This is a genomic window from Fluviicola sp. (assembly GCF_039596395.1).
In the GTDB taxonomy this organism is placed as follows: domain Bacteria; phylum Bacteroidota; class Bacteroidia; order Flavobacteriales_D; family Crocinitomicaceae; genus Fluviicola.
The window spans coordinates 749,750-775,521 of the sequence record NZ_JBCNJT010000002.1; the positions used below are offsets into that span (position 1 = coordinate 749,750).

General features: G+C 44.5%; 22 protein-coding genes. 8 read left to right on the forward strand and 14 right to left on the reverse strand.

Going from position 1 to position 25,772, the window contains the following annotated elements; genetic code table 11:
• Nucleotides 1–28 precede the first annotated feature (28 nt).
• Nucleotides 29–673 (reverse strand): DUF1345 domain-containing protein, encoded by a 645-nt coding sequence (locus ABDW02_RS12155; RefSeq protein WP_343634827.1) that lies wholly within the window; start codon nucleotides 671–673, stop codon nucleotides 29–31.
• 373 nt (nucleotides 674–1,046) lie between these two features.
• On the opposite strand from ABDW02_RS12155, the gene ABDW02_RS12160 reads away from it, so the two are divergent.
• Nucleotides 1,047–1,718, forward strand: a complete 672-nt coding sequence (locus ABDW02_RS12160; RefSeq protein WP_343634828.1) for an OmpA family protein — start codon at nucleotides 1,047–1,049, stop codon at nucleotides 1,716–1,718.
• A 47-nt stretch (nucleotides 1,719–1,765) separates the two neighbouring features.
• Here the strand turns inward: ABDW02_RS12160 and ABDW02_RS12165 are convergent, their stop codons facing one another.
• Nucleotides 1,766–3,139 carry a di-heme oxidoredictase family protein gene (locus ABDW02_RS12165; RefSeq protein WP_343634829.1) on the reverse strand — a complete coding sequence of 458 codons (1,374 nt, stop codon included), beginning with the start codon at nucleotides 3,137–3,139 and terminating at the stop codon, nucleotides 1,766–1,768.
• Entirely contained in the window at nucleotides 3,139–4,317 is a 1,179-nt protein-coding gene (locus ABDW02_RS12170) for an imelysin family protein (RefSeq protein WP_343634830.1), read from the reverse strand. The genes ABDW02_RS12165 and ABDW02_RS12170 overlap by 1 nt, the downstream gene beginning before the upstream one ends.
• Before the next feature lie 188 nt (nucleotides 4,318–4,505).
• Here ABDW02_RS12170 and ABDW02_RS12175 point away from each other — a divergent pair, with 188 nt between their 5' ends.
• The 5 genes from ABDW02_RS12175 to ABDW02_RS12195 all read left to right on the forward strand — a co-directional run bounded on the left by ABDW02_RS12175 (nucleotide 4,506) and on the right by ABDW02_RS12195 (nucleotide 8,542).
• The gene (locus tag ABDW02_RS12175) at nucleotides 4,506–5,294 is read left to right on the forward strand and encodes a DUF3108 domain-containing protein (protein ID WP_343634831.1); all 789 of its coding nucleotides are present in this window, start codon (nucleotides 4,506–4,508) and stop codon (nucleotides 5,292–5,294) included.
• 131 nt (nucleotides 5,295–5,425) lie between these two features.
• Complete coding sequence (locus ABDW02_RS12180) at nucleotides 5,426–6,376, forward strand: tryptophan 2,3-dioxygenase family protein (protein WP_343634832.1); 951 nt, start codon at nucleotides 5,426–5,428, stop codon at nucleotides 6,374–6,376.
• Nucleotides 6,377–6,450: 74 nt separating this feature from the next.
• Nucleotides 6,451–7,293, forward strand: coding sequence for a hypothetical protein (locus ABDW02_RS12185; protein ID WP_343634833.1), 843 nt, complete (start codon nucleotides 6,451–6,453; stop codon nucleotides 7,291–7,293).
• Complete coding sequence (gene hxpB, locus ABDW02_RS12190) at nucleotides 7,290–7,958, forward strand: hexitol phosphatase HxpB (protein WP_343634834.1); 669 nt, start codon at nucleotides 7,290–7,292, stop codon at nucleotides 7,956–7,958. Before ABDW02_RS12185 ends, hxpB begins: the two co-directional genes overlap by 4 nt.
• A complete protein-coding gene (locus tag ABDW02_RS12195) occupies nucleotides 7,958–8,542 on the forward strand; it encodes a DUF3109 family protein (RefSeq protein WP_343635949.1) in 585 nt (194 codons plus the stop codon). The genes hxpB and ABDW02_RS12195 overlap by 1 nt, the downstream gene beginning before the upstream one ends.
• A gap of 90 nt (nucleotides 8,543–8,632) precedes the next feature.
• Here ABDW02_RS12195 and ABDW02_RS12200 read toward each other — a convergent pair whose 3' ends face one another.
• The 4 genes from ABDW02_RS12200 to ABDW02_RS12215 form a co-directional block, all read right to left on the reverse strand.
• A complete protein-coding gene (locus ABDW02_RS12200; RefSeq protein ID WP_343634835.1) occupies nucleotides 8,633–9,337 on the reverse strand; it encodes a hypothetical protein in 705 nt (234 codons plus the stop codon).
• A 146-nt stretch (nucleotides 9,338–9,483) separates the two neighbouring features.
• Nucleotides 9,484–12,333 carry a PD-(D/E)XK nuclease family protein gene (locus ABDW02_RS12205; protein ID WP_343634836.1) on the reverse strand — a complete coding sequence of 950 codons (2,850 nt, stop codon included), beginning with the start codon at nucleotides 12,331–12,333 and terminating at the stop codon, nucleotides 9,484–9,486.
• A gap of 28 nt (nucleotides 12,334–12,361) precedes the next feature.
• Nucleotides 12,362–14,386: a glycosyltransferase family 39 protein gene (locus tag ABDW02_RS12210; protein ID WP_343634837.1), complete on the reverse strand. Its 2,025-nt coding sequence runs from the start codon at nucleotides 14,384–14,386 to the stop codon at nucleotides 12,362–12,364.
• A gap of 55 nt (nucleotides 14,387–14,441) precedes the next feature.
• Nucleotides 14,442–15,008 (reverse strand): hypothetical protein, encoded by a 567-nt coding sequence (locus tag ABDW02_RS12215; protein ID WP_343634838.1) that lies wholly within the window; start codon nucleotides 15,006–15,008, stop codon nucleotides 14,442–14,444.
• Between the two features lie 102 nt (nucleotides 15,009–15,110).
• Between ABDW02_RS12215 and ABDW02_RS12220 the strand changes: the two genes are divergently transcribed.
• Together ABDW02_RS12220 and ABDW02_RS12225 are read left to right on the forward strand one after the other, a co-directional pair.
• Nucleotides 15,111–18,503 (forward strand): SNF2-related protein, encoded by a 3,393-nt coding sequence (locus ABDW02_RS12220; protein ID WP_343634839.1) that lies wholly within the window; start codon nucleotides 15,111–15,113, stop codon nucleotides 18,501–18,503.
• Between the two features lie 248 nt (nucleotides 18,504–18,751).
• Nucleotides 18,752–18,991 carry a hypothetical protein gene (locus ABDW02_RS12225; protein ID WP_343634840.1) on the forward strand — a complete coding sequence of 80 codons (240 nt, stop codon included), beginning with the start codon at nucleotides 18,752–18,754 and terminating at the stop codon, nucleotides 18,989–18,991.
• Here the strand turns inward: ABDW02_RS12225 and nadD are convergent.
• The 7 genes from nadD to ABDW02_RS12260 all read right to left on the reverse strand — a co-directional run bounded on the left by nadD (nucleotide 18,988) and on the right by ABDW02_RS12260 (nucleotide 25,737).
• Nucleotides 18,988–19,602 (reverse strand): nicotinate (nicotinamide) nucleotide adenylyltransferase, encoded by a 615-nt coding sequence (nadD, locus tag ABDW02_RS12230; RefSeq protein WP_343634841.1) that lies wholly within the window; start codon nucleotides 19,600–19,602, stop codon nucleotides 18,988–18,990. The genes ABDW02_RS12225 and nadD overlap by 4 nt on opposite strands.
• On the reverse strand, nucleotides 19,599–20,183 hold the full coding sequence (gene gmk / locus ABDW02_RS12235; RefSeq protein ID WP_343634842.1) for a guanylate kinase: 585 nt from the start codon (nucleotides 20,181–20,183) through the stop codon (nucleotides 19,599–19,601). The genes nadD and gmk overlap by 4 nt, the downstream gene beginning before the upstream one ends.
• A gap of 1 nt (nucleotide 20,184) precedes the next feature.
• Nucleotides 20,185–21,051 carry a YicC/YloC family endoribonuclease gene (locus tag ABDW02_RS12240; RefSeq protein WP_343634843.1) on the reverse strand — a complete coding sequence of 289 codons (867 nt, stop codon included), beginning with the start codon at nucleotides 21,049–21,051 and terminating at the stop codon, nucleotides 20,185–20,187.
• Nucleotides 21,052–21,292: 241 nt separating this feature from the next.
• The gene (recA, locus tag ABDW02_RS12245) at nucleotides 21,293–22,324 is read right to left on the reverse strand and encodes a recombinase RecA (protein WP_343634844.1); all 1,032 of its coding nucleotides are present in this window, start codon (nucleotides 22,322–22,324) and stop codon (nucleotides 21,293–21,295) included.
• Between the two features lie 80 nt (nucleotides 22,325–22,404).
• Nucleotides 22,405–22,863 carry a thioredoxin-dependent thiol peroxidase gene (gene bcp / locus ABDW02_RS12250; RefSeq protein ID WP_343634845.1) on the reverse strand — a complete coding sequence of 153 codons (459 nt, stop codon included), beginning with the start codon at nucleotides 22,861–22,863 and terminating at the stop codon, nucleotides 22,405–22,407.
• Nucleotides 22,864–23,012: 149 nt separating this feature from the next.
• A complete protein-coding gene (locus tag ABDW02_RS12255; RefSeq protein WP_343634846.1) occupies nucleotides 23,013–24,587 on the reverse strand; it encodes a hypothetical protein in 1,575 nt (524 codons plus the stop codon).
• Between the two features lie 262 nt (nucleotides 24,588–24,849).
• Complete coding sequence (locus ABDW02_RS12260; RefSeq protein WP_343634847.1) at nucleotides 24,850–25,737, reverse strand: TIGR01777 family oxidoreductase; 888 nt, start codon at nucleotides 25,735–25,737, stop codon at nucleotides 24,850–24,852.
• Nucleotides 25,738–25,772: the final 35 nt, after the last annotated feature.

Genomic DNA, 25,772 nt, shown 5'->3' on the forward strand with positions numbered 1-25,772 from the left:
AAACTGCCTTTCAATTGTGCTTAAAAACTTACAGATTAATAATCTCGTTGATCGTGATGGCGATCAGGATGGTATTGAAGAAAAAAGCGACCAGGGAATGGGCCAGTGTTAAACGGCGCAGTCCTTTCTTTTTGATCACGACGTCGGAAACCTGGAAGGTCATCCCGATCGTGAAGGAATAGTAAGCGAAATCAAAATAATCCGGGTGCTCTTCTCCGGGAAATTCCAATCCGCGGGAATCTTCGGCAGCTTTCTCGTCTCTGTCGCCGTAATACAAATGGGCATAGCGGAAAGTAAACGACAGGTGCAGGACCATCCAGGCCAAAGTTACGGTAGCGATGAAGAAAACCTCATGGATTGTGCTGTGCTTACTGAAATGGCTGTTGTTATCGCTATTCCAGAAAATAATGGCCACCAAAGCTGTGGAACAGGTCATTACCAATACGATGAATTGCATCCAGACACCCAGATCTTCTTCTTTGGCACGCAAGCGGATCGATTTGGAAGGAATGCGGATCATCGTAATCACACTTTCCAGAAGGTATAATCCGCCGAATGTAAGCCACGAAAAAATAATGCTTTCCTGGGTCGACCAATTTAAACAGTAGAAAATCAGTCCCACTATAAAAGCAATGGCAAACACCAGTAAAATCTTAAATCGGATGAATTTCATGAACTTCCTTTTGGAAGCTTAAAAGTAGTATTTATTCGGTGTCGATTTATGGATGTTGAATTTTTAAGCGATTGTTCAATTATTAATGGTTTCATACTATACCCATACTTGACCTATACATGACCCGTACTTGACCCGTCCTAAAATAACTATACAATTTGGCAGGTTTCAAGATCAAATTCTCCGGGCATTCTGCATACCAACGGCGACGCGCCGAGTTAATTCGCTAAATGGTAAGTTTGCCAAATTGCGAACGGGTGCGCAAGCATTCCGGTTAACGAACTCCGGCTTGAATTTCCGAATTTCACTTTTCGAAAATGCCATTCAATTGTTACTTTTCTCAAATACCGACATTGAGCATAAAAACACTGTTATGAAACTCATATACTCTTTATGCTTCGCGGTCCTTGCTTTCGGTGTAAACGCACAAGCAACCAAGGCTCCTGTTAAAGTCGTTGTCAAAGGATTTAACGGGAAACCTTATCCGAATGACAAAGTGCTTTTCGTGGGACAAAAGTCCAAACAAACACTTTCGGGAGTTACGAATCAAGCCGGGCAATTCGTTATCCAGCTACCGAGTGGTGATGTTTACGATATCCGCATCCAAAGTATCGGCGATGAAATTGAGTACAATACCCTGGAAATTCCTGCGGTAAAACCCGGTGAATTTTTTGAAGAAGCAGAATTGGTCATTGAATACGATCCCGGAACGACTTTTTCGTTTACCAACCTTCAATTCGAAACGGCCAAAGCAGACCTGAAAGCTGCCAGCTATGCGCATCTGAAAAACCTGGTAGAAATTATGAAGCGCAAAAAGGACCTGAAGATTCGAATTGACGGACACACGGACAGTGACGGAGAAGAACGCGCCAATCAAATACTCTCACAGCAACGCGCGGAATCCGTCCGGAATTACCTCATCAGCCAGGGAATTGATGCCGGGCGCATGCAGGCAAAGGGTTACGGAGAAAGCAAACCTGTTGCTGATAACACCACTCCGCAAGGAAAGGCGAAGAACCGGAGAACGGAGATTTCCATCCTTTAGGATGGTGTTCAAACCGTTGAAAAGTTCAAAGGTTCAATACTTTTCAATTATAACGATTGCAGATACTTTAAAAGGTAGGCGCGCTGTTTCGCGGGAAGTTTCTTGTAGTTTTCCTTGCTCTTTTCAGCTTCTCCACCGTGCCATAAAATAGCTTCTTCTATGGACCGTGCTCTTCCGTCGTGGAGCAAATACGTATGACCGTTCACTAATGAGATCAACCCTAATCCCCAAAGCGGCTGTGTTCGCCACTCAGAACCGGAAGCCAGATGATCCGGAACATTGTCTGCCAGGCCAGGCCCCATATCGTGGAGCAGCAGGTCTGTATAAGGAGTTATTTTTTGGTTTTTCAAAGGGGCAATGTCTCCGCCGAAACCGGTGGTGAAATTCATCTTATGACAGGAAACACATCCAAGCGATTTGAAGTACTGCGCACCGAATTTTACTTCGCCCTGCGTTACATTTCTTCTTCTCGGAACCGCCAGCGTTTTTGCATAAAGAATCACCGCATTCAGATCGTTGTCTTCGATTTCCGGCGTTCCCCCATTAGGTAAACCGGCACAGGAAGGCTGATTGGCCGTATAATTCTCATTCGGGAAGTAAGTGCTGGTAATACCGATATCCCCGTTGAATGCTCCTGCTACCTGGTGTGCAATGCTTCCTACGTTCGCTTTCCATCCGAAGCGGCCGATAACCGGCATTCCGGATACGATATCCGTTACGTAATTCGCAACTCCTGAAATACCATCACCATTCGCGTCATTCGGATCTGCATTTGCCAAAATATCTGCTTCGGAAATGAGTTCCAAAAGCCCCAAACCAATCATTTGCTGTCCAACCCGCGGAGAAATCCCGGTTGTTCCCTGCATCGCTCCATAGCTTTGACCTGCAACCGTGTAAACCGGTTTCCTGAGCGAATAAGTGCTTCCGTCGGCAAAATAACCGGTTTCCTCTACATAGGTAATTCCCATGCTTCCTTCGGGTGTGATGGAATTGTGCGAGAAATCCTGTAATTGTCCGCCGTAAATGGCATCGGGGGAATTGTCAAAGTTTGCGCCCAGGCGGAAAAGCAAACCGGAATTTGACTGGGGAGCTCCTCTTCCGTCGCGGAAGTGACAAGCCGAACAGGATCTTGCATTGAACAATGGCCCTAACCCGTCTCTGGCAGTTGTTGAAGAAGGTGCCTGCACCCAGCTTTGATTAAAAAACGAATTTCCTACATAGAACATCAGTGACTGGGCCGAAGTGAGCCCGTTGATCTGGTAAGAGAAAGCATAGGATGTTTGATCTCCCGTGCTGCAATCCCCGGCCAGATTCACCAATGTTGAATCGTCGCTATACGCAGAAACAACAGTGGTTTCTTCCTTCTTACAGGAAAAAACCACGATTGATAAAACGATTCCGAGCAGGAATAACTGTTTCATTAAAATGTTATTGAGAATACTGCAGCTGCAGCATCTAAATCTACTTGTTCACTTTGCAGTGAAGTCACTACATCCAATACTTTAGGACGCTCAGCCGGCAACACGATTGCCTGGTCGAACGGATGGTACATCACAGCGATGTATCCCATCGTAGCGGCAAAACGGTTAACCAATGCCGTGTTTTTTGCAGCATCGATCGTACCTACCAAATCTTCCAGAGAATATCCGCTGATGTTATTTCCGAACGGAGAAGTGTAGTTTCCTTTGTACAGGTTCTCAACTGCCAATGCATTCAGGTAAATATCCCGGTGTGTATTGTCTGAGAAACAAGAATGCTCATCTTCCTGGTTTGCATTTTCGTAAGCAACATAGATACGCTCACCAGCCAATTCGTCTCCAGCAAGTACACGCATCGAGTTGAACATTTTACGCAAAGCTGTTTTGCTGTCCAATGCCTGGAAAGTATGGTAGTAGCTTCCCGGAATTGCAGGATCCCAAGCATCTTTCACCTGGTCCAAAGCAGAAACCAACAAGTCAACTACTACTTTCAAATAAGTTGCACGACGGCCTTCGTTATCAGCAGTGGAGCCTCCGATCACATAATCCTCGTAAGATCTTTGTCCGGCAGTAAGCGCACTTAAATCCTGTCCCCACAATAAGAATTCGATTGCGTGGTATCCACAGGAAATTTTTGTTTCACCACCGAATTCATTCGCCTGAACGATTGTTGCCGCATCAATAGTCGGGTAATTAGCTACGTCATTGATGATTCCAGCATTTGGCTCACCCACTACATAATCCACGTAGTTCTCGTCCATCGGCCATGCATTGATCAAACCTTCCGGTCCGTCGTTGGTATTGTCAATCGGTCCGTCAACAAACCGGAAAACTTCTGTTAAACCGTAAATCTCACGTGCATCCAGCCATGCCTGTTTAGCAGCATCCAGGTTTGCCTGAGAAGGGTTATCCGCCAAGGTGTGACATGCAGTTTGCAAGGTTACGGTTGCAGTATATGAATCCTTGTATACAGCGAACGCCATATCCGCATACGTTTTTTTGATGTCCGTTTTTTGCTGTGCATATTGATCCGTAGACGTTTCGTCTTCCTTTTTATCTTTCTTACATGCAGTAAATGCTACTGAAGCAAGTACAAATAGCCCGATTGCGGTTTTTTTCATGGTACTAAATTTGGTCACAAAAGTAAGGGAGGTGTGCTTCCCGCTCAATACCAGATTTTAGGTATTTTGATTGGTTTCGGAAAAATTGTACCTTTTCACTGGAAATCAATTATTTCTCTTAAAGCCGGAACAGTGATTTTTGGCATTTAGTTTGTAATCCCTTTTTCCAATAAATTAGAAATTCAATTATGAAAACACGTTTGATTATCTCCGCAGCAGTCATTTTAGTAGTGGGTTTAGCTTGCAGTATGCAGGAAATCGCGCTGCCAACTGTTTCAAACAATTCATTTCAAACAGGAGAAAAACTGCGCTACCGCATTACATATGGTTTCATCGATGCGGGTGAAGCGGTCCTTGAAGTTAAGGAAACCAGCAAAAAAGGAAACGGAACACGCGATCTATATCATATCAAAGGAACGGGAAAAACACTCGGCGGATTCAATGCCGTTTACAAGGTGAATGATGTCTATGAAAGTTACATCGACAAAAAAGGGATTTTTCCGTGGCAATTCGTGCGTCGTGTGGAAGAGGGCGGATACAAGCTTTCCCAGGATTATGCATTCAAGCAAGACAAACAGAAAGTACACAACGGTGAGAAGGATTTCAGCACACCTTCCGGAATCCAGGATATGATCTCTTCATTCTACTATGCCCGGACTTTGAATTTCAAATCTGCAAAGGTCGGTGATACGTTCGAATTCAAATGTTTTATGGACGATGAAATCTGGCCGTTGAAAGTGAAATACCTGGGTGATGAGAAGATTTCCATCCGCAAAGGAAAGTTCAACTGTATGAAATTTGCCCCGGTTGTTCAAACCGGACGCGTGTTTAAAAAACAGGATGACCTAAACTTTTGGGTGACAAAAGACGAAAACCGCATTCCGATCCTGGTGAAAGCAAAAATTCCGGTGGGATCTGTTAAGCTTCATCTGGTGGAATGGTCGGGATTAAAACACGACCTGATAAAGGCAAAATAGTAAAACGTTTTACCATGCTAAAAATTTAGTAAGCGAAGGGGACGGAGTGCCAAATGTTCAAATATTCACGTTTTTGTTCATGATTAATACATTGCTTTCCCCTATCTTTGCTGTCTAAAAGCTGAAAATACATGGAATTAACTCCTGAAATCTTAGAAAGAATTACTCTTCTTAAAGCGAAGTATGATGCGCAAGGTCAGGATTTAGTCACGTACCTGGATAGTTTGCTGTATTCAAGAATGCCGAACTATTGGGACTACATTCAGGTAGACACGTTGTTGTCTTTACAGAAAACATATACCGATTTCCCGGATGAAATGGTTTTCCTGATGTACCACCAGGTAACGGAACTATACTTTAAGTTATGCCTGCATGAATTTCAGCAAATTTCAGATCGCAAGAACCTGGATGCGGCTTTCTTCGTGGAGCACGTTCAGCGCATCAACCGTTATTTTGAGGCTTTGACAAAGAGTTTTGAGATCATGGTCGACGGAATGCAGCGAGAACAATTCCTGAAGTTCAGACTGGCGTTGGCACCGGCTTCCGGTTTCCAATCCGCGCAGTACCGCAAAATCGAAATTTTCTCTACGGATTTCCTGCAGTTGGTTCACAAAGACCACCGTGCAAAATATACCGGTAAAGAACCGATTGCCGAGCTTTTTGAGAATATTTACTGGAAAGAAGGAGCAACAGATATTGAAACCGGTAAGAAGACTTTGACATTGACTCAATTCGAGGACCGTTACCGCGAGGAATTCATTCAGATGGGTGAAAAACTGCGCAACGATAACCTGTGGCAATGTTATTTACGCTTACCGGCTGAAGACCAGGAATCGCCTGAAGTTATCCATGTGCTGAAGCAGAACGATGTAAACGTAAACATTAACTGGCCGTTGGTTCACTATAAGTCTGCGGTGCGTTATTTACAGAAAGACAAAGGCGATATCGCTGCAACAGGTGGTACGAACTGGCAGAAATACCTTCCGCCGCGTTTCCAGAAGCGCATTTTTTACCCGGAATTGTGGTCTGAAACAGAAACTGCAGAATGGGGGAAGTCCTGGGTGGAAGCAGTGTTGAATTAACAATACATTTTACAACAATAACGTAGGGGCGCGATTAATCGCGCCCCTACGTGTTTTCTTCGTATTTTTGCAGCATGCAAAAGGCGTTTCTCTTATTTATTCCTATATTCCTTCTTGCAGCAACGGTCCAGAAAACGAACCGTCTGCCGAAGGACCTGAAAGAAATTTCCGGGTGGGTTTTTGCAAACGACAGCACGCTGATTGCTCACAATGATGGTGGAAATGATCCCAAGATTTTCGTGCTGAACCTGGACGGAAGCATTCGCCATAAAATAACGGTTACCAACGCGGACAATACCGATTGGGAAGATATTGCGACGGATCATAAAGGGAATTTGTACCTGGGAGATTTCGGGAATAATAATAACACCCGTACCAATTTAAGAGTGCTGAAAGTGAGCCTGAAAAAGGTACTCGACAACGAAGATGTGGAGGCGAAATTCATTGATTTCTCGTATCCCGAACAAACCGGCTTTCCACCGAAACTGACTGAAAAGTACTTCGATTGCGAGGCCATGAGTTTTTATAATGATTCCCTGTATTTGTTTACCAAATGCCGCGCGGAACCTTTCGACGGGAAATGCTACGTGTATGCGCTTCCCACGAAACCCGGAACATACAAAGCTAAAAAGAAGTATTACATGGTGCTTGGAAAGCGCGATTGGTTCAGGGATGCAGCTACTTCGGCCGACATTCGCAACGACAAATTATACCTGTTGACCTATAACCGGATCATCACGCACAGTTTTGAGAACGGAAGAGCGAAATACGAATCCCATCAAACACTTTTGCCGATAACCCAGAAAGAAGCCATCGCCGTGCATTCGAACGGGAAAATTTACGTGGCAGACGAACGGCAGAAGATCATTGGCGGCGGAAATATGTACATCATTAAACCAGTACAAAAGAAGAAATGAATCTCAGCAAGTTTGACGGAGTGATTTATGACATGGACGGAGTGCTTACCGACTCGGAACCTTTGTGGAAAATTGCCATGGAAGACGTATTCAGAAGTGTGGGTTGCCCGCTTACCAAAGAAGATTTTCAGCAAACGGTGGGATTGCGCATCGATGAAGTGATTGCTTATTGGTACCAGGTTTCCCCGTGGCCGGATGCAACTCCGAAAGATGTGGAAAATGCCATTGTGCGGCGCATGGTGGAATTACTGACCGAACGCGCCACTCCACTTCCCGGTGTGATAGAATCCCTGGAGTTTTTTGCTTCGAAGGGACTGAAAATCGGTTTGGCGACTTCTTCTTACCAGGTTTTGATCGACTGTATCCTGGATACTTTGCAGATCCGCCATTTTTTCCAGGCCATCCATTCCGCAGAATTCGAATTGTACGGAAAACCTCATCCTGCCGTTTACTTAACGACCGCAAAAAGCCTGGGTCTGGACCCCAGACGCTGCTTGGTGATCGAAGATTCCCTGAACGGGATTATTTCCGGGAAAGCAGCCCGGATGACCGTATTTTGTGTACCTGAAAAAACGCATCATCCAGAACCGAAACTGATGTTGGCCGATGCACAATTTGAGGATCTGAGTGAGTTGGTCCGTTCTTTTAATTCAGTAACAGTATGATCGTAGCGATAGATGATAAATTGATTTCCACGGAAGTATTCGACCGCAAATTTGTGTGCGACCTGAACGCCTGCAAAGGCGCGTGCTGCGTGGAAGGTGACGGTGGAGCTCCGCTTACTTTCGAGGAAGTAGACATTATGGAAGAAATCCTGGACGATGTGATGCCCTTCATGCGCCCGGAAGGAATTGAAGCCGTACAAAAATCGGGGGTGTTTTACATGGACCCGTGGAACGAACCTGCATCGACCTTAGTGAACGGCAAGGAATGCGCCTTTGTGTATTTTGACGACCAGGGAATTACCAAATGTGCGATTGAACAGGCGTATTTATCCGGGAAAACGACCTGGAAAAAACCGGTTTCCTGCCATTTGTACCCGATCCGCGTCAAAAAACTGAGCGAGGGCCTTGCCTTGAACTACGAAGAATGGAATATCTGCAAACCGGCTTGTGCGTGCGGCGAAAAACTGGATGTTCCGGTATACAAATTCCTGCGCGAACCACTCATCCGCGCATTCGGCGAAGAATTCTACGCAGACCTGGAAGGTATCGACAAAACGTTGAAAGAAGAAGGGTTGGGAGAGTAAAACCCATTTAAATGAACCGCAAAGAAACATAAGGACTCAAAGATTTTGAGTTTATCCTTTGCCCGCTCATTCTCTTTGCGGTAAGAAAAATCACACTTCCCAGCTTTCCCCCAGGATCCACTTGCGGATCATTTCCCGGTTCAGGATGTGCCCCACCACGCGGTAGGCCGATTTGGCAAAAGGATTGTCACCGTCCAGTTCTTCGGTTTGAACACCGGTTTGCGGATCGTAATAGCTGGCGTGTGTGAAAGTCACTTTTTTACCTGATTTGTATACAAAACCCACGTGGTTATCGAGTCCTGCTACGAACAGTCCATCCGGTTGATCCAGGAAATAGCCTTTCATAAATTCGGGCGATTTGTTGCTGAAGCGTTTCACTTCAGTGGTCATCCGGGTGATGTAATATTCGGAAGCCTGCTGCGCCCATTTGACGCGCGGAATTTTAAACCCGGCATCCAAAAGCACGGTGGTGATGAAATAACCGCAAGCTATTTTTCCTTTTCGCGGGGTGCGCGTTGTTCCGTTAAAATCCCACTCGGTCCCGTACCACTGCTCGAAGAAATCGTGTGTGATCTTTTCCAGGAGGTAAGAAGTTGCTTTGTGTTCGATCCTGCTACGGGATTCTTCATCCGCATTCATGTATTCTTTCTGAAAAGCAGTACGCTGGTTTTCCACGGAGGCAATCAGATCTTCGTAGGGAGGTAGTTTCAGAGTTCCTTTCAACCGGGATTTGTCCTGGAAACAACCCAGTAATAGAAAACACAAGGTATAAAGCGGTAAGAATTTTAGTTGCATGGTATTCGTTTAACTTTCAGATCTTCCAAATGTTACAAAAAAAATGCGTTCTGCCACAGGCCATGAAAATATCTCTTCTCAATTCTCACTACTTTTTCCAATGCAAAATCAGCTATCCGAAAACTATTTGCTGCTATAGTCTTTTATTAATTACAATAAGCGCAGAACTTCGAGTCTTTGTTGTGCTCGAAAGGAACGCTTTGGTCCAGCATGTCGGAAATGGTCTGTTTGAGGATTTGCTCCAGGAACTCGGGGATGTCTTCTTTGCGGATGTCGTCGGGGAGTTTCAGGAAATGCGGGCTTTCCTTGATGGACCGGAAGGAGAAAATTCCTGCCTGGTCGGTCAGAATGCCGGTTTCTTTGTAGTAGAGGTAGCAATAGATCAACAGCTGCAGCACGTGTTTTTGCTGGGAATTTCCCTTGCGGCGATTAGTCAGAATGGCTTCTTCGTAACTTTCCTGGTTGGCCGTTTTCTTTAGCTCCACTTTGTCCTGGCTCACACTTCCGGATTTGTAGTCAATGATCCGGTGAACACCGTCAAACTGGTCGATGCGGTCGCAAATACCCGAAAGGCGTACTTCGATCGGTTTTGAAGAACCGGAATCCGGAACAATCGGGATCAATGTTTCCAGTCTTCTTTCCAGTCCCAGGATAAACAAGGCTTTCTGTGGATTTTCCTTCAAAATGGTCCGGTCACGGCGAAGCACGTTCTGAACCATTTCTTTCGCCACTTCAAAGTTGATGTGGTTGGTTCCCGTTTGCCAGGAATTGCGGTCTTCCGAGAAGTGCAACTCGAAACTTTTGCTCACCAAAAGCGGAACGTCTTTCTCCATCCGCTGCAGGTCGTCTTCCGTAACCGCTTTGCCTGAAATCTTTCTCCCCGATTCATCGAACCGGTCAATAAACGGTGCAAAAAGTGTTTCGAGCACGTAGTGGATAATCGTTCCGAGCGTGCTGCTTTCAATGTCTTCTTCAACCTTGTTCTCTTCCCCGAAACGCAATACGTAGCGGTAATAGAAATCCAGCGGACAGCTCATGAACTTATCCAGCATGGAGAAGCTGATCCCACCGTTCAGTACTTCGTAAATGCGATTAATGACCTCGTCTGTTTTCTCAATGACCGTAGTCCCGACTTTTTCCTTGTTCCCGGCTGTGTAAAACGACTTTTGGATGTGCACATGCGGGTTGACCTGTGCGAGTTCCAATTCGATTTGCTGAATGTAACGGCTCGGTTCACTCGATCCCACAGATTCCGAAGCGCTCGAATAGGTAATGAGCATTTCTTCGGCGTGATGGAGCAAGCGGTAAAAGTGATGAGCAAACAATCCCTGTTTTTCACGCGGTGTCGGCAACCCGAAATACTTGCGCAAATCCATCGGGATGATGGTGTTGATGGCGTTTTGAGGCGGCATGGAACCTTCGTTCAAACCAAACACAAAGATGCGCTTGAAATCCAGTCCGCGGGTTTCCAAAAGTCCCATGATCTGCAAGCCTTCCAGCGGATTCCCGAAATAAGCGATGGTTTCGTTGCTCCAGTTTCCATTGAACAGGTTCCGGAACGACGAAATGCTCATCAGCGGAGATTGGGTGCTCATGATGTTTTGCAAAACGATCGTTGCATGCGCAAACCTGCGAACAATGGCACGTTCCAGTTCGTTCTTTTCCTCGAGCCACAGGTCCAGCTTTTCGTTGAGTTGCTGAATGACCTGGATTCCTTTCAGCCAATCGTTTTTCCAGGGTTCAAAGATCAGTTTGTTCAACTCGGACAGGCGTTCGCTCAGGTCCAGTTTTTTCCGGTCGAGGAAGTGCCAGTTGTGGTTGATGATCCGCGATTCGATGTCCTGGATTTCTTTCTTTTCTTCAGCGGAAAGTACCCCCAAAATAAACGGATGGTGCGCAAATTGAATGAAATCCCGGTAGTAAATACTGGAATTTCCTCTTCTTAAAAACGATTCCTGCAGCCTGAAAATCAGGTCGACCCAGGAACGCAGGGAAGTTTGTCTCAGGGGCAAACCAACGGTAATATTCGCCTGTCCGATCTCGGCCGGAAGGTGTTTCAAAATGGAACTCAGCAAGCTTTCATCGGCCAAAAGCACGAGTGTTTCGTTTAACTGAGCGGAATTCAGCTTTTTCAATTCGCTCCCCACCACCTGCGCCTGCGAAGTAAACTGCGGACATTCCACCACGCGGATATGCATTTCCTTCGTACTGAGGTGATTTTCGATAAACGGCAGCGTTTTCAATTCGAGCCTTTTACACAAATCGCGCTGGAACTGCCCGGCTTCGTGAATATTGTCGTTGAAATAGAACGCATCGGAATCCATAAGGATCGAAGCCCTGCCCATGATCGAAAGTTGCCTCATAATCGAAATTTCCGACTCCGAAAGCGCGTTGAATCCTGCGAATACGAACTGGGTATCTTTATCGGCCGCAAAAGCCAAATCGATGTTGTTTGCCAGGTAGCGGTACGCTTTTCCCTTGGTCGTCAGCGATTTTTCATTCAACCGTTCTTCGAGTGCAAAATAATAAGGTTTCAGCTTGTCCCAAAAAGCCATGAACTGGATCTGACCTTTGGACAATTCTTCCGAATTAAACGACCAATTCTCGATTTCCCGGATATCCCGAAGGTTTTTAAACAATTGGTCGGCGGGCACCAGGTAACGGTCTATTTCATCGAAATCGCTCAGCAATATTTGCCCCCAGGCCATAAACGAGTCAAAAGAATCCACGTTGATTTCCACCGGGTCCTTTTTGAAAATATCGTACAATTCAAACAGCAAGCTGGTTTTATCAAGCACCGGAATCGGGTTGATATCCTGGATCCAGCGGTCAATTGTCACGATCTTGGGCGACAGGATGGGCTTTTGGTAAAATTCGTAGAACGCACGTTGTAAATACGCGATCATACGTTCGGATGGAACGACAATGCATGCATTCTGAAAATTCAGTGCATGTTCATCCATGTAACTCACAATCCTGTTTACAAATGTTTCCATATCATTCCACCGATCAGGCGGTTAAGGTCTAGTTCCTGTAAAAGGTAAATTCGAAATCATCCAGCAACACCACATTTTTATTGGTATTGTGGATGTAGAAACTCAATTTTTCATCCGCTGCGGATCGTTTCGGGAGGAACAGGATAAATTCCTTTTCCGTCCATTCATTGACCGGTAAAACCGGGTTCAGTTCCACTGTCTGATAATAGTTCAGATCGTTACCCCGGGAATACGCCACGATGATCGCAATCTGGTTGTCGTTCTTACGCAGGAATTTTCCTTTTATTTTCAATACTCTTCCCTGCGTATCCGGGCCTACATCTTTGGTGAAATCCTGTGCAAAACCATAGGCTTCGTTTTCACCTACCACCCCCACCTGGTTTTTAGCATCTGCGGGATCTTTTTCGTACAGAATTCCCGGCTGCGCCTTATTTATCGTTTCAAAATCAGTACGGATCGTTTTGTACGCTCCTTTCACCCCCATAAAATCCATCATGGATTGCGGGATCGTGTCCGTTTTCCGTTTACACAAAATCAGGTTTTCATTCGTAGCGATCGATTCTACTTTTTCTAGAATCTCCGGGTAAATCGCGTAAACCTCATCCATGAAATACGGCTTCTGGAACACCACATAATCCCATTTCCAGCTCAGTGCCCGGTTAATATCATCCGGTTCGTGGCCTACAACAGCCAATCCAACCCTGTTCATAAAGATAAACGGAATATTCGGCCCGTAAGTATGGATCACCAAAATTGTATCTTCCCTGGCAACTCCTGATTTGGTCAGGAATTCATCTGATCCTTCAAAGTTCATAACGGATCCCGTGAAATGGTCACTCGCCACAAAAACACGTCGCTGATCCTGGAAATCGGAAGTTTCCCGGAAAGAAATCATCCCGAAATAGATCACGAATAAAGCCATGACTGTTTCCCCGAAATACCATTGCGGCTTGGGAAGAACTGCCAAACAAAGCGCTACGAAGAAAACGACCGGCAGGTAAAACGTGTCCAGGAAATAGTAATCGTGCGCGAAGAATTGCTTGGCCATTGCAAACCAGAATAAGACCACGCCCGTAAACCAAAACAAGCAGATGATCCACCACGCGTTGAATACCCTGTAAGTATTCCGTTCTTTGATGAGCAAAGCAATCAATACAAGAACGATCAGCAGGAACAGCAGGAAATAGTGTTTCATGGAAAGGTAAGCCAGCACCATCACTTCCCAGATATGTTCCAGGATGGTTTTCATTTCCGCCCAATTATCGGCCGGCAACAGCTGGCTCAGGAAATCCGACCCGTATGTTGCCCGCAACGTGCTGTTGTAGTATTGAGCGGCCAAAATAACCAATGCAGAAAGGCCTACTCCGAGCACATTCGGCCAGAATTTTGCTTTCTTTTGGAAAATGCGGATGAGTTCGAAGCCCAAAACCGCCAGGTAAGGAATCACAAAGGTGAAACGGGCAAGCGCAGCAAAAGTGAAAAAGAACAGGGCCCATCTGAACCACTTCTTTCTTCCGCCTTCAAAATACAATGCATAGCAGTAAAGCGCTATGATCGTATTCGCAATACTTGGGATCGTGGGTAGGAATCCGCCCTGGTAAAAGATGTAAATCGGTGAAGACATCGCAAAAATGACCACCAAAGCCGCTTTTATTTTGGAGCCGCAGATCTTCTCCGACAACAGGTACAAAAAGAAAAATCCGACAATGCTGTAGATGAGTATGTACGCATGGAAAACCCACGGTTCATTCGTGCCGAAAGCCTCCATAAAGACCGCCGGAACGTAATCATGCACCGGAAATTCCACCGCTGTAATCGTCGAATAGCTCGGATCGGACCAATTTTTAGGAAACTGGTGATTGAGGATATAATTCTGAGGCTTGAAGAAGTTCAGATCGTTGCGCACAAATCCGTTTGCAAGTGCCAGCCGATCGTTTTGAGCCCACGTATGCGTATACGCAGGTATTTCATTCAGATGCCTGAACTGGAAGATCAGCGTAACGAATGTGATCAGTAAAAATGCGATGCTATTTGTGATGCTTCTTGTTTTCAAGACTCCAAATTACTTAGAATAATCAACCCGTACAAATATCCGGCTATTCCCGGATTTATTCGTTTTCCAAAGCAATCAATCGGTTTTCTTTTATCCACGGACCATCTTCACTGAAGGAAGCCGTATCGAAGTATTTTCCGGCTTTCAGGTGTTCGGTCCATTGTTCGTCGGTGACCCAAATCCGGTATTTCGCCAAGGGAAGGTTATTCGCATCGTCCCAAAAGTTTCTCCATTCTTCTTCCCATTCATCGTCCCAATCTTCGTGGTCTTCATCAATTCCAAGGTTATCCTTGACTTTCTGACCTACTTTTTCATGGGCTTCGTCTTCCACGAAAGGAACATTGCGGGCTTCATAAATCACCACTTTCTCAATGAATTTATGCGCTATCGGACCCAATGAGCCGGGCAAATACGAATCGTCGAACGGAATTTCCTTTGCAAGCGGCGATGTTGCCACCCGGTTGTAATCCTTATCGAAACTGTAAGCTTCAGAAGTCAGTAACGCCAGGGCAAAAGCCGGGTCTTCGGGGAAATTTCCCGCATCCGGATGTGCAAAAAGCACTTCCATATCAATCCACTTCTTTCCTTTTTTGATTACTGAAACAGTCCACAATGAACTCATTGAATGTATATTTTAGAGATGATTGGCCTAAAATTAAGTAAAATTTACTCCTGAAGGCTTCCCGGAAACAGAAAACCGGGCGCTTTTAATTATCTTCACGGGATGTTAAGTTCAGCTGAAATGGATGACCCGGAAAACGACGAAGATGTGTTTATTTTTCGCGATTCCACCTTTGCTGAACTCAACTACGGCACGCTTTTGAAATTCGCGGAAGCATCAGCTATCCAGGTATTGAATTTCAGCGGGAATTCCGTTCATGCGGTCGAACTTTCCATCAACAAAGGCATCTTTTTATGCAATTACGGTTTCCGGGCCGAACACGAGGTCATCCTGACACAGGAAAACCGGACCGTTGTGCTTGCCTGCAGCTGCGGCGGGAATGGTAAAAAACTGTGCGATCACCAGGCCATTGTCCTTTACCGGGTCATGGAACTGGGAGATTTCCGCGCTTTCTTTGATGAATCCGACCGGAAGAAACGCATTTCGGAAACCGCACTTTCCTACGGAATTTCGGATGAAACCAAGTGGAACGGGCTTTTCGAGCTCTCGTATGAAAACCGGCAGGTAAAAGTGACTTCGAAAAACCCGGAGTTGATCCGTTTAACTCCTGATAAACTGGACGAATTGAACCGCAAGCTGGCACCGGTTTCCTTTTCCCCGGAAAAATTGCACGCTCCCCTGCCAAACCGCTATATTTCCTTTCGTGCTTACCCAGATGAAAACCATTTTGAGTTCGAAGTCAATGAAAGTGCTTTGACCCAAAACGGCAAAATCAAAGCTCCGATCCGGGTATTGAACGCCCTGGAACTGGCATTGCAGGAAACTTCCCCGGAGCTGATCCAGGCTTATACTGCTTTGGGCATGTTGGGAACGAAGCATCATTTGTACCGCAATCTGGTTAATGACGAGGAAACTTTCCTGAAAGTGGTCAAATCGATCGGGATTGCCAAACCGCTTTTTGATAAACTGGAAGTGATCGAAACCTGGAATACAAAACCTCCCAAAGACACGGATTTTACCCTTCATATTCACGACAAACCGATGCAATTGCACCTGGATGTCAACCAGAACGAAGAATTCTTCGAAATTACCGGGTTTATTGAAGTTGACAATCACCAAATTTCCTTCGACCAGGTGAAAATGAAGAGCGAATTGTTTATCCGTCGCGGGCAGGACCTATACCTGATCAAAAACTGGAATTACCTGCGAACATTGAGCTATTTCCGGAAGAACCATCATAAACTGATTATTCACCAGTCGCAGTTTGATGCTTTCCAGGCCAGTTTTTTGGTTCCGTTGGAGAACGTGATCAGCATCAATTATTCATACGTCAAAAAGGCTACGCGGGCCATTATTAAACAAACAGAACTGGCAACCGTTGGTGCAAAACGCATTTATCTGACAGACAGCGAACATTATATTCACATTACTCCGATCATCGAATACGGAAATGTGGAAATCCCCATTCTTTCCAAACGCAAATTGCTCACTATTGATCAAACGGGGAATTCTTTTGAGATTCCACGGGATGAAAACCTGGAAGTAGCTTTCCTGGGACAAATTATCCGTTTGCACAAAGATTTCGAATACCAGATGGGCGGCGATTTTTTCTATTTGCACAAAAGCCAGTTTTTGGAAAACGATTGGTTTTTGAATGCATTTGAATCCTGGTCGGAAGCAGAACTGGAAATTCACGGTTTCCAGGAAATAACCAAATTGAAACTGGTTCCGAAAAGCATGAAGGTTTCCGTTCAAATTATCAGCGGAATTGATTGGTTCGAAACGAAGGCACATATTAAAGTCGGCGATAACCGCGTGCGTTTGAAAGAAATTCAGCGCAGTATTATCCAGAAATCGCGCTATGTAAAATTAGGCGACGGGCAAATGGCCTTGCTTCCGCAACAATGGCTCGACCGTTTTTCGGCATTTTTCCAGGAAGGCGAATTGGTCGAAGACGTCATCCGGATCCCGAAAACTTCCTATCAATTCATCGATGAATGGTTCGAAGCAGAAGAAATTGACAGCACAGTCCGGACACAGATTACAGACTTAAAAGAGAAGATTACACACTTTGAGCGCATTCCTGAAGTTGACCTTCCGCAACAGTTCGAAACAGAACTCAGACACTACCAGCGGGAAGGCTATCATTGGTTGCATTTTTTGAACGATTTCGGTTTTGGCGGAATCCTGGCAGACGATATGGGATTGGGAAAAACCATCCAGGTTTTGGCTTACCTTTCCAAAAAGCTAGAAACCAAAAAAGGTGTCCACCTGATCGTTGTTCCGACTTCCCTGGTCTTCAACTGGAAGGATGAAATCGCAAAATTTACTCCGCATTTGCGGGTTTTGGATCTTCACGGAACCAAACGCATCAAGTCGGTCCATCATTTCGAAGAATTTGATATTCTCTTAAGCACCTACGGAACCCTGCTTTCGGACATCCGCTACCTGAAAGACTTTGTCTTTGATACGATTATCCTTGACGAAGGTCAGGCAATCAAAAACCCGGATTCCAAACGCTACAAAACCGTTCGCTTGCTGCAATCCAAACAGCGGTTTGTGCTTACAGGAACACCGATTGAAAACAACACACTTGATATTTATTCGATCCTGTCTTTCTGCAATCCCGGAATGTTTGGTTCACTGAAACAGTTCAAGGAGCATTTTGCTTTCCCGATCGATAAATTCCAGGACAGCCTGCGTGCGAAAGAATTGCAAAAACGCATTCATCCTTTCCTGCTGCGGCGTACCAAAAAACAAGTCGCGACCGAACTTCCGGAGAAAACAGAAATGGTAGTTTACTGCGAAATGGATCACGAGCAGCAGCGCGTTTACGACGTTTACAAAACCGAATTGAAGGAATATTTGCTGAGCGAACCCGATTTCACGGATGGTCAGCACAGCATGCATGTGTTGGCAGGCTTGACCCGATTGCGGCAAATTTGTAACTCACCTGCATTGATCAACGAAAACGGCGTTTCCTACGGCGATCAGTCGGCCAAGATCAAGGAATTGGTAGAACAGATCGAAGACAAAAAGAAGCATCATAAAATCCTGGTATTCTCTCAATTCGTGGGAATGCTGGAACTCATCGAGAAGGCGTTGGAAGAGCGGGAAATTCCGTATTCCAAATTAACCGGCCAGACCCGCAAACGCAAGGAAGTGGTAAGCGCTTTCCAGGAAAACGAAAATATCCGCGTCTTTCTGATCAGTTTGAAAGCCGGCGGAATGGGCTTGAACCTCACACAAGCAGATTACGTGTACCTCGTAGATCCGTGGTGGAATCCGGCAGTGGAAAACCAGGCCATCGACCGTGCTTACCGGATTGGGCAGGACAAAAAAGTGGTTGCCGTGCGTTTCATCACACCGAATACGATCGAAGAAAAAATACTGGAACTGCAAAAGCGCAAACACGAATTAGTGGGCGACCTGGTGCATACAGATGTAAGTACGCTGAAGCAGTTGAGCCGGAAGGAGCTGGTGGAGTTGTTGTGAGAGATTCAAATAACTGTTTTTTCACGCAGATTTCGCCGATTTACGCAGATAATTAGGTAATTAAATCCGCTCTCTCCTGTACATACGGGGATCGGAATCTATATAACCTGCATGCACTTAAAAAACTTCTAAACTTTGATTAATTAGTTCCCTTAAAGCTAGTTCGTATCAACCATCCCCGACTATACGATATGTTAAATCCCAACCGGAGATATCTACTCTATTCGTTTGTTTCGTACTTTTACGGTATGAAAAAACGCTTGTTTTTATTGGCAATTGCATTGATCGCTGTGGATGTTGTTTTCGGGCAGGGTTGTTCCCAATGTAAATTATTGGCGCAGCAGGGAAGCGAATTGAATGAGAATTCATTCGGTTCTTCGATCAATACCGGAATCCTGTTCCTGATTGCAATTCCTTATTTAATCCTGATGTTTTTCTTCCGCAAGCAAATTGCACGCTTATTCAAAAGCAAAAAGGCGAAAGCTTAACGGTAAAAATTCATCTCATCGATGTACTTGCGAACCGGATCGGTTAGCAGGTAACGCACATCTTTTCCCTCTTTGATAGCGTGTCTGACAAAACTTGATGACACTTTCATCACCGGCGCATCTTCACACATAATGATATTCGGGTGGTTCTTGAATCCATTTTCCGGATGATGTCCGATTTCCTGGACTTCTTCTTCCTCCTGGACCGTCAAAACACGCGGATAGACGTAGAATTTATAATTCGCCAGCAAATGTTCGTGATTGTACCATTTGTGGAAAGTTCTCAGGTTGTCTTCTCCCATGATCAGGGAAAATTCGTGAGTCGGGTATTTCTCCTTCAGATATGCAAGAGTCGTGGCAGTATAATTCGGCTGTGGCAACTTGAACTCAATATCTGAGGCTTTCAGATTCACATTGTCCTGGATCGCTTCATTAACAATGGCCAACCGGTGGTAATCTGCCAGTAAAGAAGATTTTAGTTTCAGCGGATTCTGTGGCGTAACTACCAGCCACACCTGGTCGATATCGGTGTATTCCGCCATGAAATTTGCAATGACCAAATGACCGACATGAATGGGATTAAACGTTCCGAAATACAAACCTACTTTCATACTCCAGAAATAAATTTGTGAACAATCTCTGCTGCTTCTCTGCAAGCTCTTTGCAAATCGTCGTTCAGGAGAATATAATCAAACTCAGGTGCACGGTCCAGCTCGATCTGCGCTTTTGCCAAACGCATATTAATTTTTTCCTCTGTTTCCGTACTTCTGTAGCGCAGTCGTTTTTCCAGGGCTTCAAAAGAAGGAGGTTGTACGAAAATAGCCAGGGCATTATCGCCCATAATTTTCTTCAGGTTCAATCCACCCACAACGTCCACATCAAAAATCACTGTCTTTCCTTCTCCCCAGATTCTTTCCAGTTCGGAAGCCAGTGTTCCGTAATAATTATCCGTATAAACTTCTTCCCATTCGATGAATTCACCGCCATCTATCTTTTCTTTGAACCCTTCGATTCCCAAAAAATAATAGTGTTTTCCATGCTCTTCCTCTCCTCTCGGATCACGACTGCATGCAGAAATGGAGAATGCCAGTTCCGGAACTTCGCCTAACAAGTATTGAACAATGGTTGTTTTCCCGGCACCTGAAGGAGCAGAAAAAATCACGCATTTACCACCACTCGAATCAAATGCCATTTTACAGGGTATTTAAAACTTGTTCTTTGATTTTTTCCAGGTGATCTTTCATTTCAACGACCAGTTTTTGCATTTCCACGTGGTAGGATTTGCTTCCGAGTGTGTTGATCTCACGACCGATTTCCTGTGTGATGAAGCCCAATTTCTTTCCGCATAACGGAATATTCATGGTTTCCAAAAAGTAGTTCAGGTGATTGGAAAGACGCATTTTTTCTTCCGAAACATCCATCTTTTCAATGTAGAAAATGATTTCCTGCTCCAAACGGTTCAGGTCGATTGATATATTGGTGATTTTCTCCAATCCGGTTTTCATACGCTCACGAACTGCTTCAATGCGCGCTGTTTCGTATTTCGGAACTTCTGAAAGCAATTCTTCGATACGCCCGATGTTTCCTTCGAAGTCTTTTCGCAGCTGATCACCTTCCTGTTTACGGAATTCGTTCAAGTGCTGGCAAGCTTCTCTTACCAATCCTTGTACAAAAGTCGATTCTTCATCCGAAAGTGCTTCTTTCTCATTGGAATAAATCTCCGGCATTCTCAGAACCATTGCCAGGATATCATCTGCCGGTTCACCCAATAATTCAGCTGTTTCCTTGATGTCTTTATAGTAAGCCTGCGCCAGATCCCGATTGATCGCGTAATTCTTCGTTTCACCGGAATTCTCCAGGGAAATAGACAATTCTACTTTTCCCCTGTCTAATAATTCAGCAACTATCGAACGATTTTCCAACTCAATCTCGCGGTACAATGGAATTGCACGCATATTCAGATCTAAGCTTTTACTGTTTAAGGAACGGATTTCCACAACGATTTTCTTCCCCTGGAAGGTACCACTTGCTTTTCCGTAGCCGGTCATTGATAATACCATTTGCTTCAGTTTGGGCAAAAGTAAGGAAATATTGTCGAGAAGGTGTTAATTCCAATGTATGTACACACAAAGAAATTGAGTAAATGATTAAACCGCAAAGAAAGGAGTACTCAAAGTTTTTATCATTTCTTTGCGTTCCTTAACTCTTTGCGGTTAAAATTAGGTTGTAGTCTTGTGCCGTATGTTCCAATACAAGTCCCATCCGCCGTGGCGGACAGGACTCATTGGAAACGATATGCAGTTAGTCCTGGTCTCCCACTACTGCAGTAGCAGTAGATCCAAGAGCTTCTTTGATTTTTGCTTCTAATTCGTCCATTAATTCCGGATTATCAGCGATCATATTTTTTACGGAGTCTCTTCCTTGTCCCAAACGTGTTTCACCGTAAGAGAACCAGGATCCGCTTTTCTTTAAAATGTTCAATTCTACTCCTAAGTCGATTACCTCACCTACTTTCGAAATTCCTTCTCCGTACATGATGTCGAATTCTGCTTTGCGGAACGGAGGAGCTACTTTGTTCTTCACCACTTTTACTTTTACGCGGTTACCGATTACATCTTCTCCTTCTTTGATCTGGCTCGACTTACGGATATCGATACGCATGGAAGCATAGAATTTCAACGCATTTCCTCCGGTTGTTGTTTCCGGGTTACCGAACATGACTCCGATCTTATCACGCAGCTGGTTGATGAAAATACAACAGCATTTTGCCTTGTTGATGGATCCGGTCAATTTACGTAATGCTTTGGACATCAATCGGGCTTGTAATCCCATTTGAGAATCCCCCATTTCTCCTTCGATCTCAGCTTTCGGAGTCAATGCCGCAACGGAGTCAATAACCAACAGGTCCACTGCTCCCGAACGGATCAAACTGTCTGCAATTTCCAATGCCTGTTCACCGTTGTCGGGCTGAGAGATCAATAAGTTGTCGATATCTACACCCAATTTCTGAGCATAGAACTGGTCAAATGCATGTTCCGCATCCACGATCGCTGCAATACCACCTTGTTTTTGCACTTCTGCAATGGCGTGGATTGCCAGGGTTGTTTTTCCGGATGATTCCGGTCCGTAGATCTCAACGATTCTTCCTTTCGGGTAACCGTTTACTCCAAGAGCAAGGTCTAATGTGATTGATCCGCTGGGAATAACATCCATTTCTTCAATCGCATTATCTCCTAATTTCATTACAGATCCTTTTCCGAAAGTCTTGTCTAACTTTTCCATTGTTAGTTGAAGTGCTTTCAATTTTTCCGGGTTGATTTCTTTAACTGCCATATCGTTTAAATTTTAATCGTTTTGTTATCGTTTCTGCAAATGTATGACCAGTAGGTCGTAAACTACTTACGATGTACAGATCATTCTAAATTTAAGATCTCTTCACCGTGTATTTTCGTTTTTGGTTTGTCTATTATATGTGTGATAATGCCTTTTTCATTTACGACAAACGTGGTCCGGTGGATTCCATCGTATTCACGCCCCATAAACTTTTTCAGACCCCAAACTTTGAATGCATCAATCATTTTCCGTTCGGTATCTGCGATCAATGGAAAAGGTAAACTAAACTTTTCAATAAACTTCGTGTGCGCTTTTTCCGTATCCATGCTTACTCCCAAAATCGTATACCCCGCTTTTTTCAGTTCCCCGTACGAATCCCTTAAACTGCATGCCTGGTTCGTACAAGCCGGAGTATTGTCTTTCGGATAGAAATAAATCACTAACTTTTTGCCGGTAAAATCGCGATTCGATAGTTCTTTTCCATTTTGATCTTGTCCCTGAAAATCAGGCATTCGATCACCTACTTTTAATCCAGTCATTTAATTGTTGATTATTTAAACATTTATTTGACGAAGATGTAATCAAAAGTACAACTTATTTTCAAACTGACAAATTTGAGTTGCATTTTTTGCTTAATTTTTCGTCATCGGTTCGTTTTTGTAAAGGATGAATCTCCGGATTCCCGTTCCTACTCCGGGAAATAGACGCTTTGCCCGGTTTCCTGTTCGAGCAGGAATTTTTCCCGGATGACCTCCTGAACGGTGCGTTTTTCGATCTTACATTCCAGCCAGGAGATAATGTCCAGGTACAGGAACGGCCGTTTTTCATAAGGAAGTTTGGACAATTTCACCAGTTTTCCATGCAAAATACGGAAGGCACGCATTAGCGAGCGATCATCTGCAAACGGAAGCTGGCGCAAGAAATTCAGGATTTCCTGCTGCACCCCGTGTAAATCGCCCATGTTGCGAAGGAAGCGGTAAACGGATTTGATCTGGTAATCCAGCAAATGGTCGTCTGTTCCCAATTCAAAATGCGCAATCAGGTTCAAAATGCGCGCAAATGCCTGGATATCTTCCCGCAGGGAAACGTCTTTCAGCTGAATGATGCGGTTCAGGTATTTAATGGCCATCTTATTGTCGCCGTTCCCGAAATACAAACAAGCAACTTTATAATACAGGATCATGATGCGGTGGTTGTCCAAACGATCTTCGTGATCGGAAATGAACTGCTCCACTTTCGGAACGATCTCAATTCCCTCGGAAAAAGTACCGCACAAATAATAATAATTGATTTTTGCCGTGAGCCAGTACATGCGGTGCAATAGGGAAATGTTCTCATTCTCGCGGTCGCCCAGGTCTGCACTTTCCAACTTTTCGATGGATTCCTGCAAGCGTTTGTGATTCCTCAAATTGAACAGGGCATTCTGTAAGTTGTAAAGCCCTTTCAGGTACATTTCGCGGTAATGATCTTTTACATGTTCGTTATCCTCGAACAATTTCACCCACAAACTCGCGTATTTGAAGCACATCAAAAATTCCTGTGTCATGTAATGGTACCACACATACGCATTGTACAGGTGCATTTTCTCTTCGAAGCTGAGTTCCGACATGTTGTATTCGGGCAAACGTTTCGCGAAGAATTCCTTCACGAACCGGTAATCTTTTTCGTCCCGCACAAATCCTACTTTTACGTTCAATGCGTAAAGCTGCAAAGACAAATTCGAAAATTGGATGCTTCCCTGGACGTGCTTGCTCAAAGCCCTGCTCTCGGCTGTTAATTCGTCGGCGCGGGAAGAAACACTGCGCGTAATGTGCTGTGACTCGATGAATTTTTCAAAATCCAGAATCTCCAAATGCAGTACCGTTGCCTGGATTTTTATAGCGTGCTGTTTGGCTTTCTCCAATAATTTCAACGCCTGGTTGTAAAATCCTTTTTCATACAGGATCAAAGCGTGATCCATGGATTCCCGGATTTCAATTGCGGGCAAATGGGCCGCATGCTGCAGCCTCAAACTAGTCAGCAGCTGCTTGTATAAATGGGCTTTAATATTGGAAAGCTGGCTTTTCTTGATCGAACTGATTTTGGAAATGGCCAGGTCGTCCGAATAATTCTCCGTTTTATCAATAAAATCGAACAACTGCAAGTACTTGATTTCTTCCTGGGAAGAAGAATTCCGGTTCGCATAAAGCTTAAAACTTCGTTTTTCTGCCTTTGAAAGTGACGAAATTAAACGAACTAAACTATCTGTTGATCCTGTGGACATTGTAATTTTTTACTTAAAATAATGTTTGTAATTGTTTGATTTACAGTTTAATAAGTATCTTAAGTTGGAGCTTGGGTATCGTAAATCGTAAAAATATTTATTTCGAATAATCAAGTCCATGTTACATCTTTGTTCTGTTCGAATGATTTAACACAATCATTCGCCCTAAAAAGTACTCATTTGAGTAACAGGAGTAGGGGTGCTCTTGTTTTTTCGATTAATAGCAAAAAAATCCTTTGCCTTTTGGCAAGGGGTTTTTTGTTTACCCAAAAATACGTTGAATTGTTGAATTAAGATCTGCATGCCGGAAAGAAAATCCTTCGGATACCAGTTTATCGTTAGACACTTTGTTGCCCGAAAGCAGCATCATGGCCATCTTCCCGAATAAAATCCGCACCATAAATGCAGGAACAGCAGGCAATAATCTTTTATTCAGTGTTTTAGCGATCAGTTTCGTGAGTTCTTTATTGGTAGTATTCCCGGCAGAAGCATGGTAAGCTCCTTCCAGTTTATGGGTAATCACATATTCAAAAACGCGATACAGATCTTCGCTGTAAATCCAGGGAATGGCTTGTTCCCCGGAAGCTAAAACGGCCCCGAATCCTTTTTTGACCGGATTGGCCAGTTTTTGCAAAGCACCTCCCGACTCACTCAATACGACTGCAATGCGGACTTTTGAAACGGGACAGATTGCTGAAAACTTATCGGCGGCTTTTTCCCATTCCCGGGTAATGTCTGAAATAATATCGTCCCCGAACCGATCGGATTCCCGGTAAATTTTTTCCGGATGATCGAACCCATAAGCCACCGCGCCGGATGCCGATACATATTGCTTGAGCGCTGATGAGTTGTTAAACGATTCGAAGAGGAATTTCGTAGTATCAACGCGGGAATCGTACAATTCCTCAATGCGTGCTTTGGTCCATCTTTTTGCAGCCAGTTCTGCGCCACTCAGGTTGATCAGGATATTTGTTCCGGCAATGGCCGAATGATCTATTTTACCTGCATACGGATCCCAGTTCAGGAAGAAACGGTCCGGATCTGAAGGTTTGCGGGAAAGTACCCAAACTTCGTGTCCTGCTTTTCGCAAATGATTGGCTAATCCTGTTCCGATAAGTCCTGAACCTCCTGCAATAACGATCTTTTCCATACATTGAACTGTTTTCAGGATCTAATTTAAGCTAA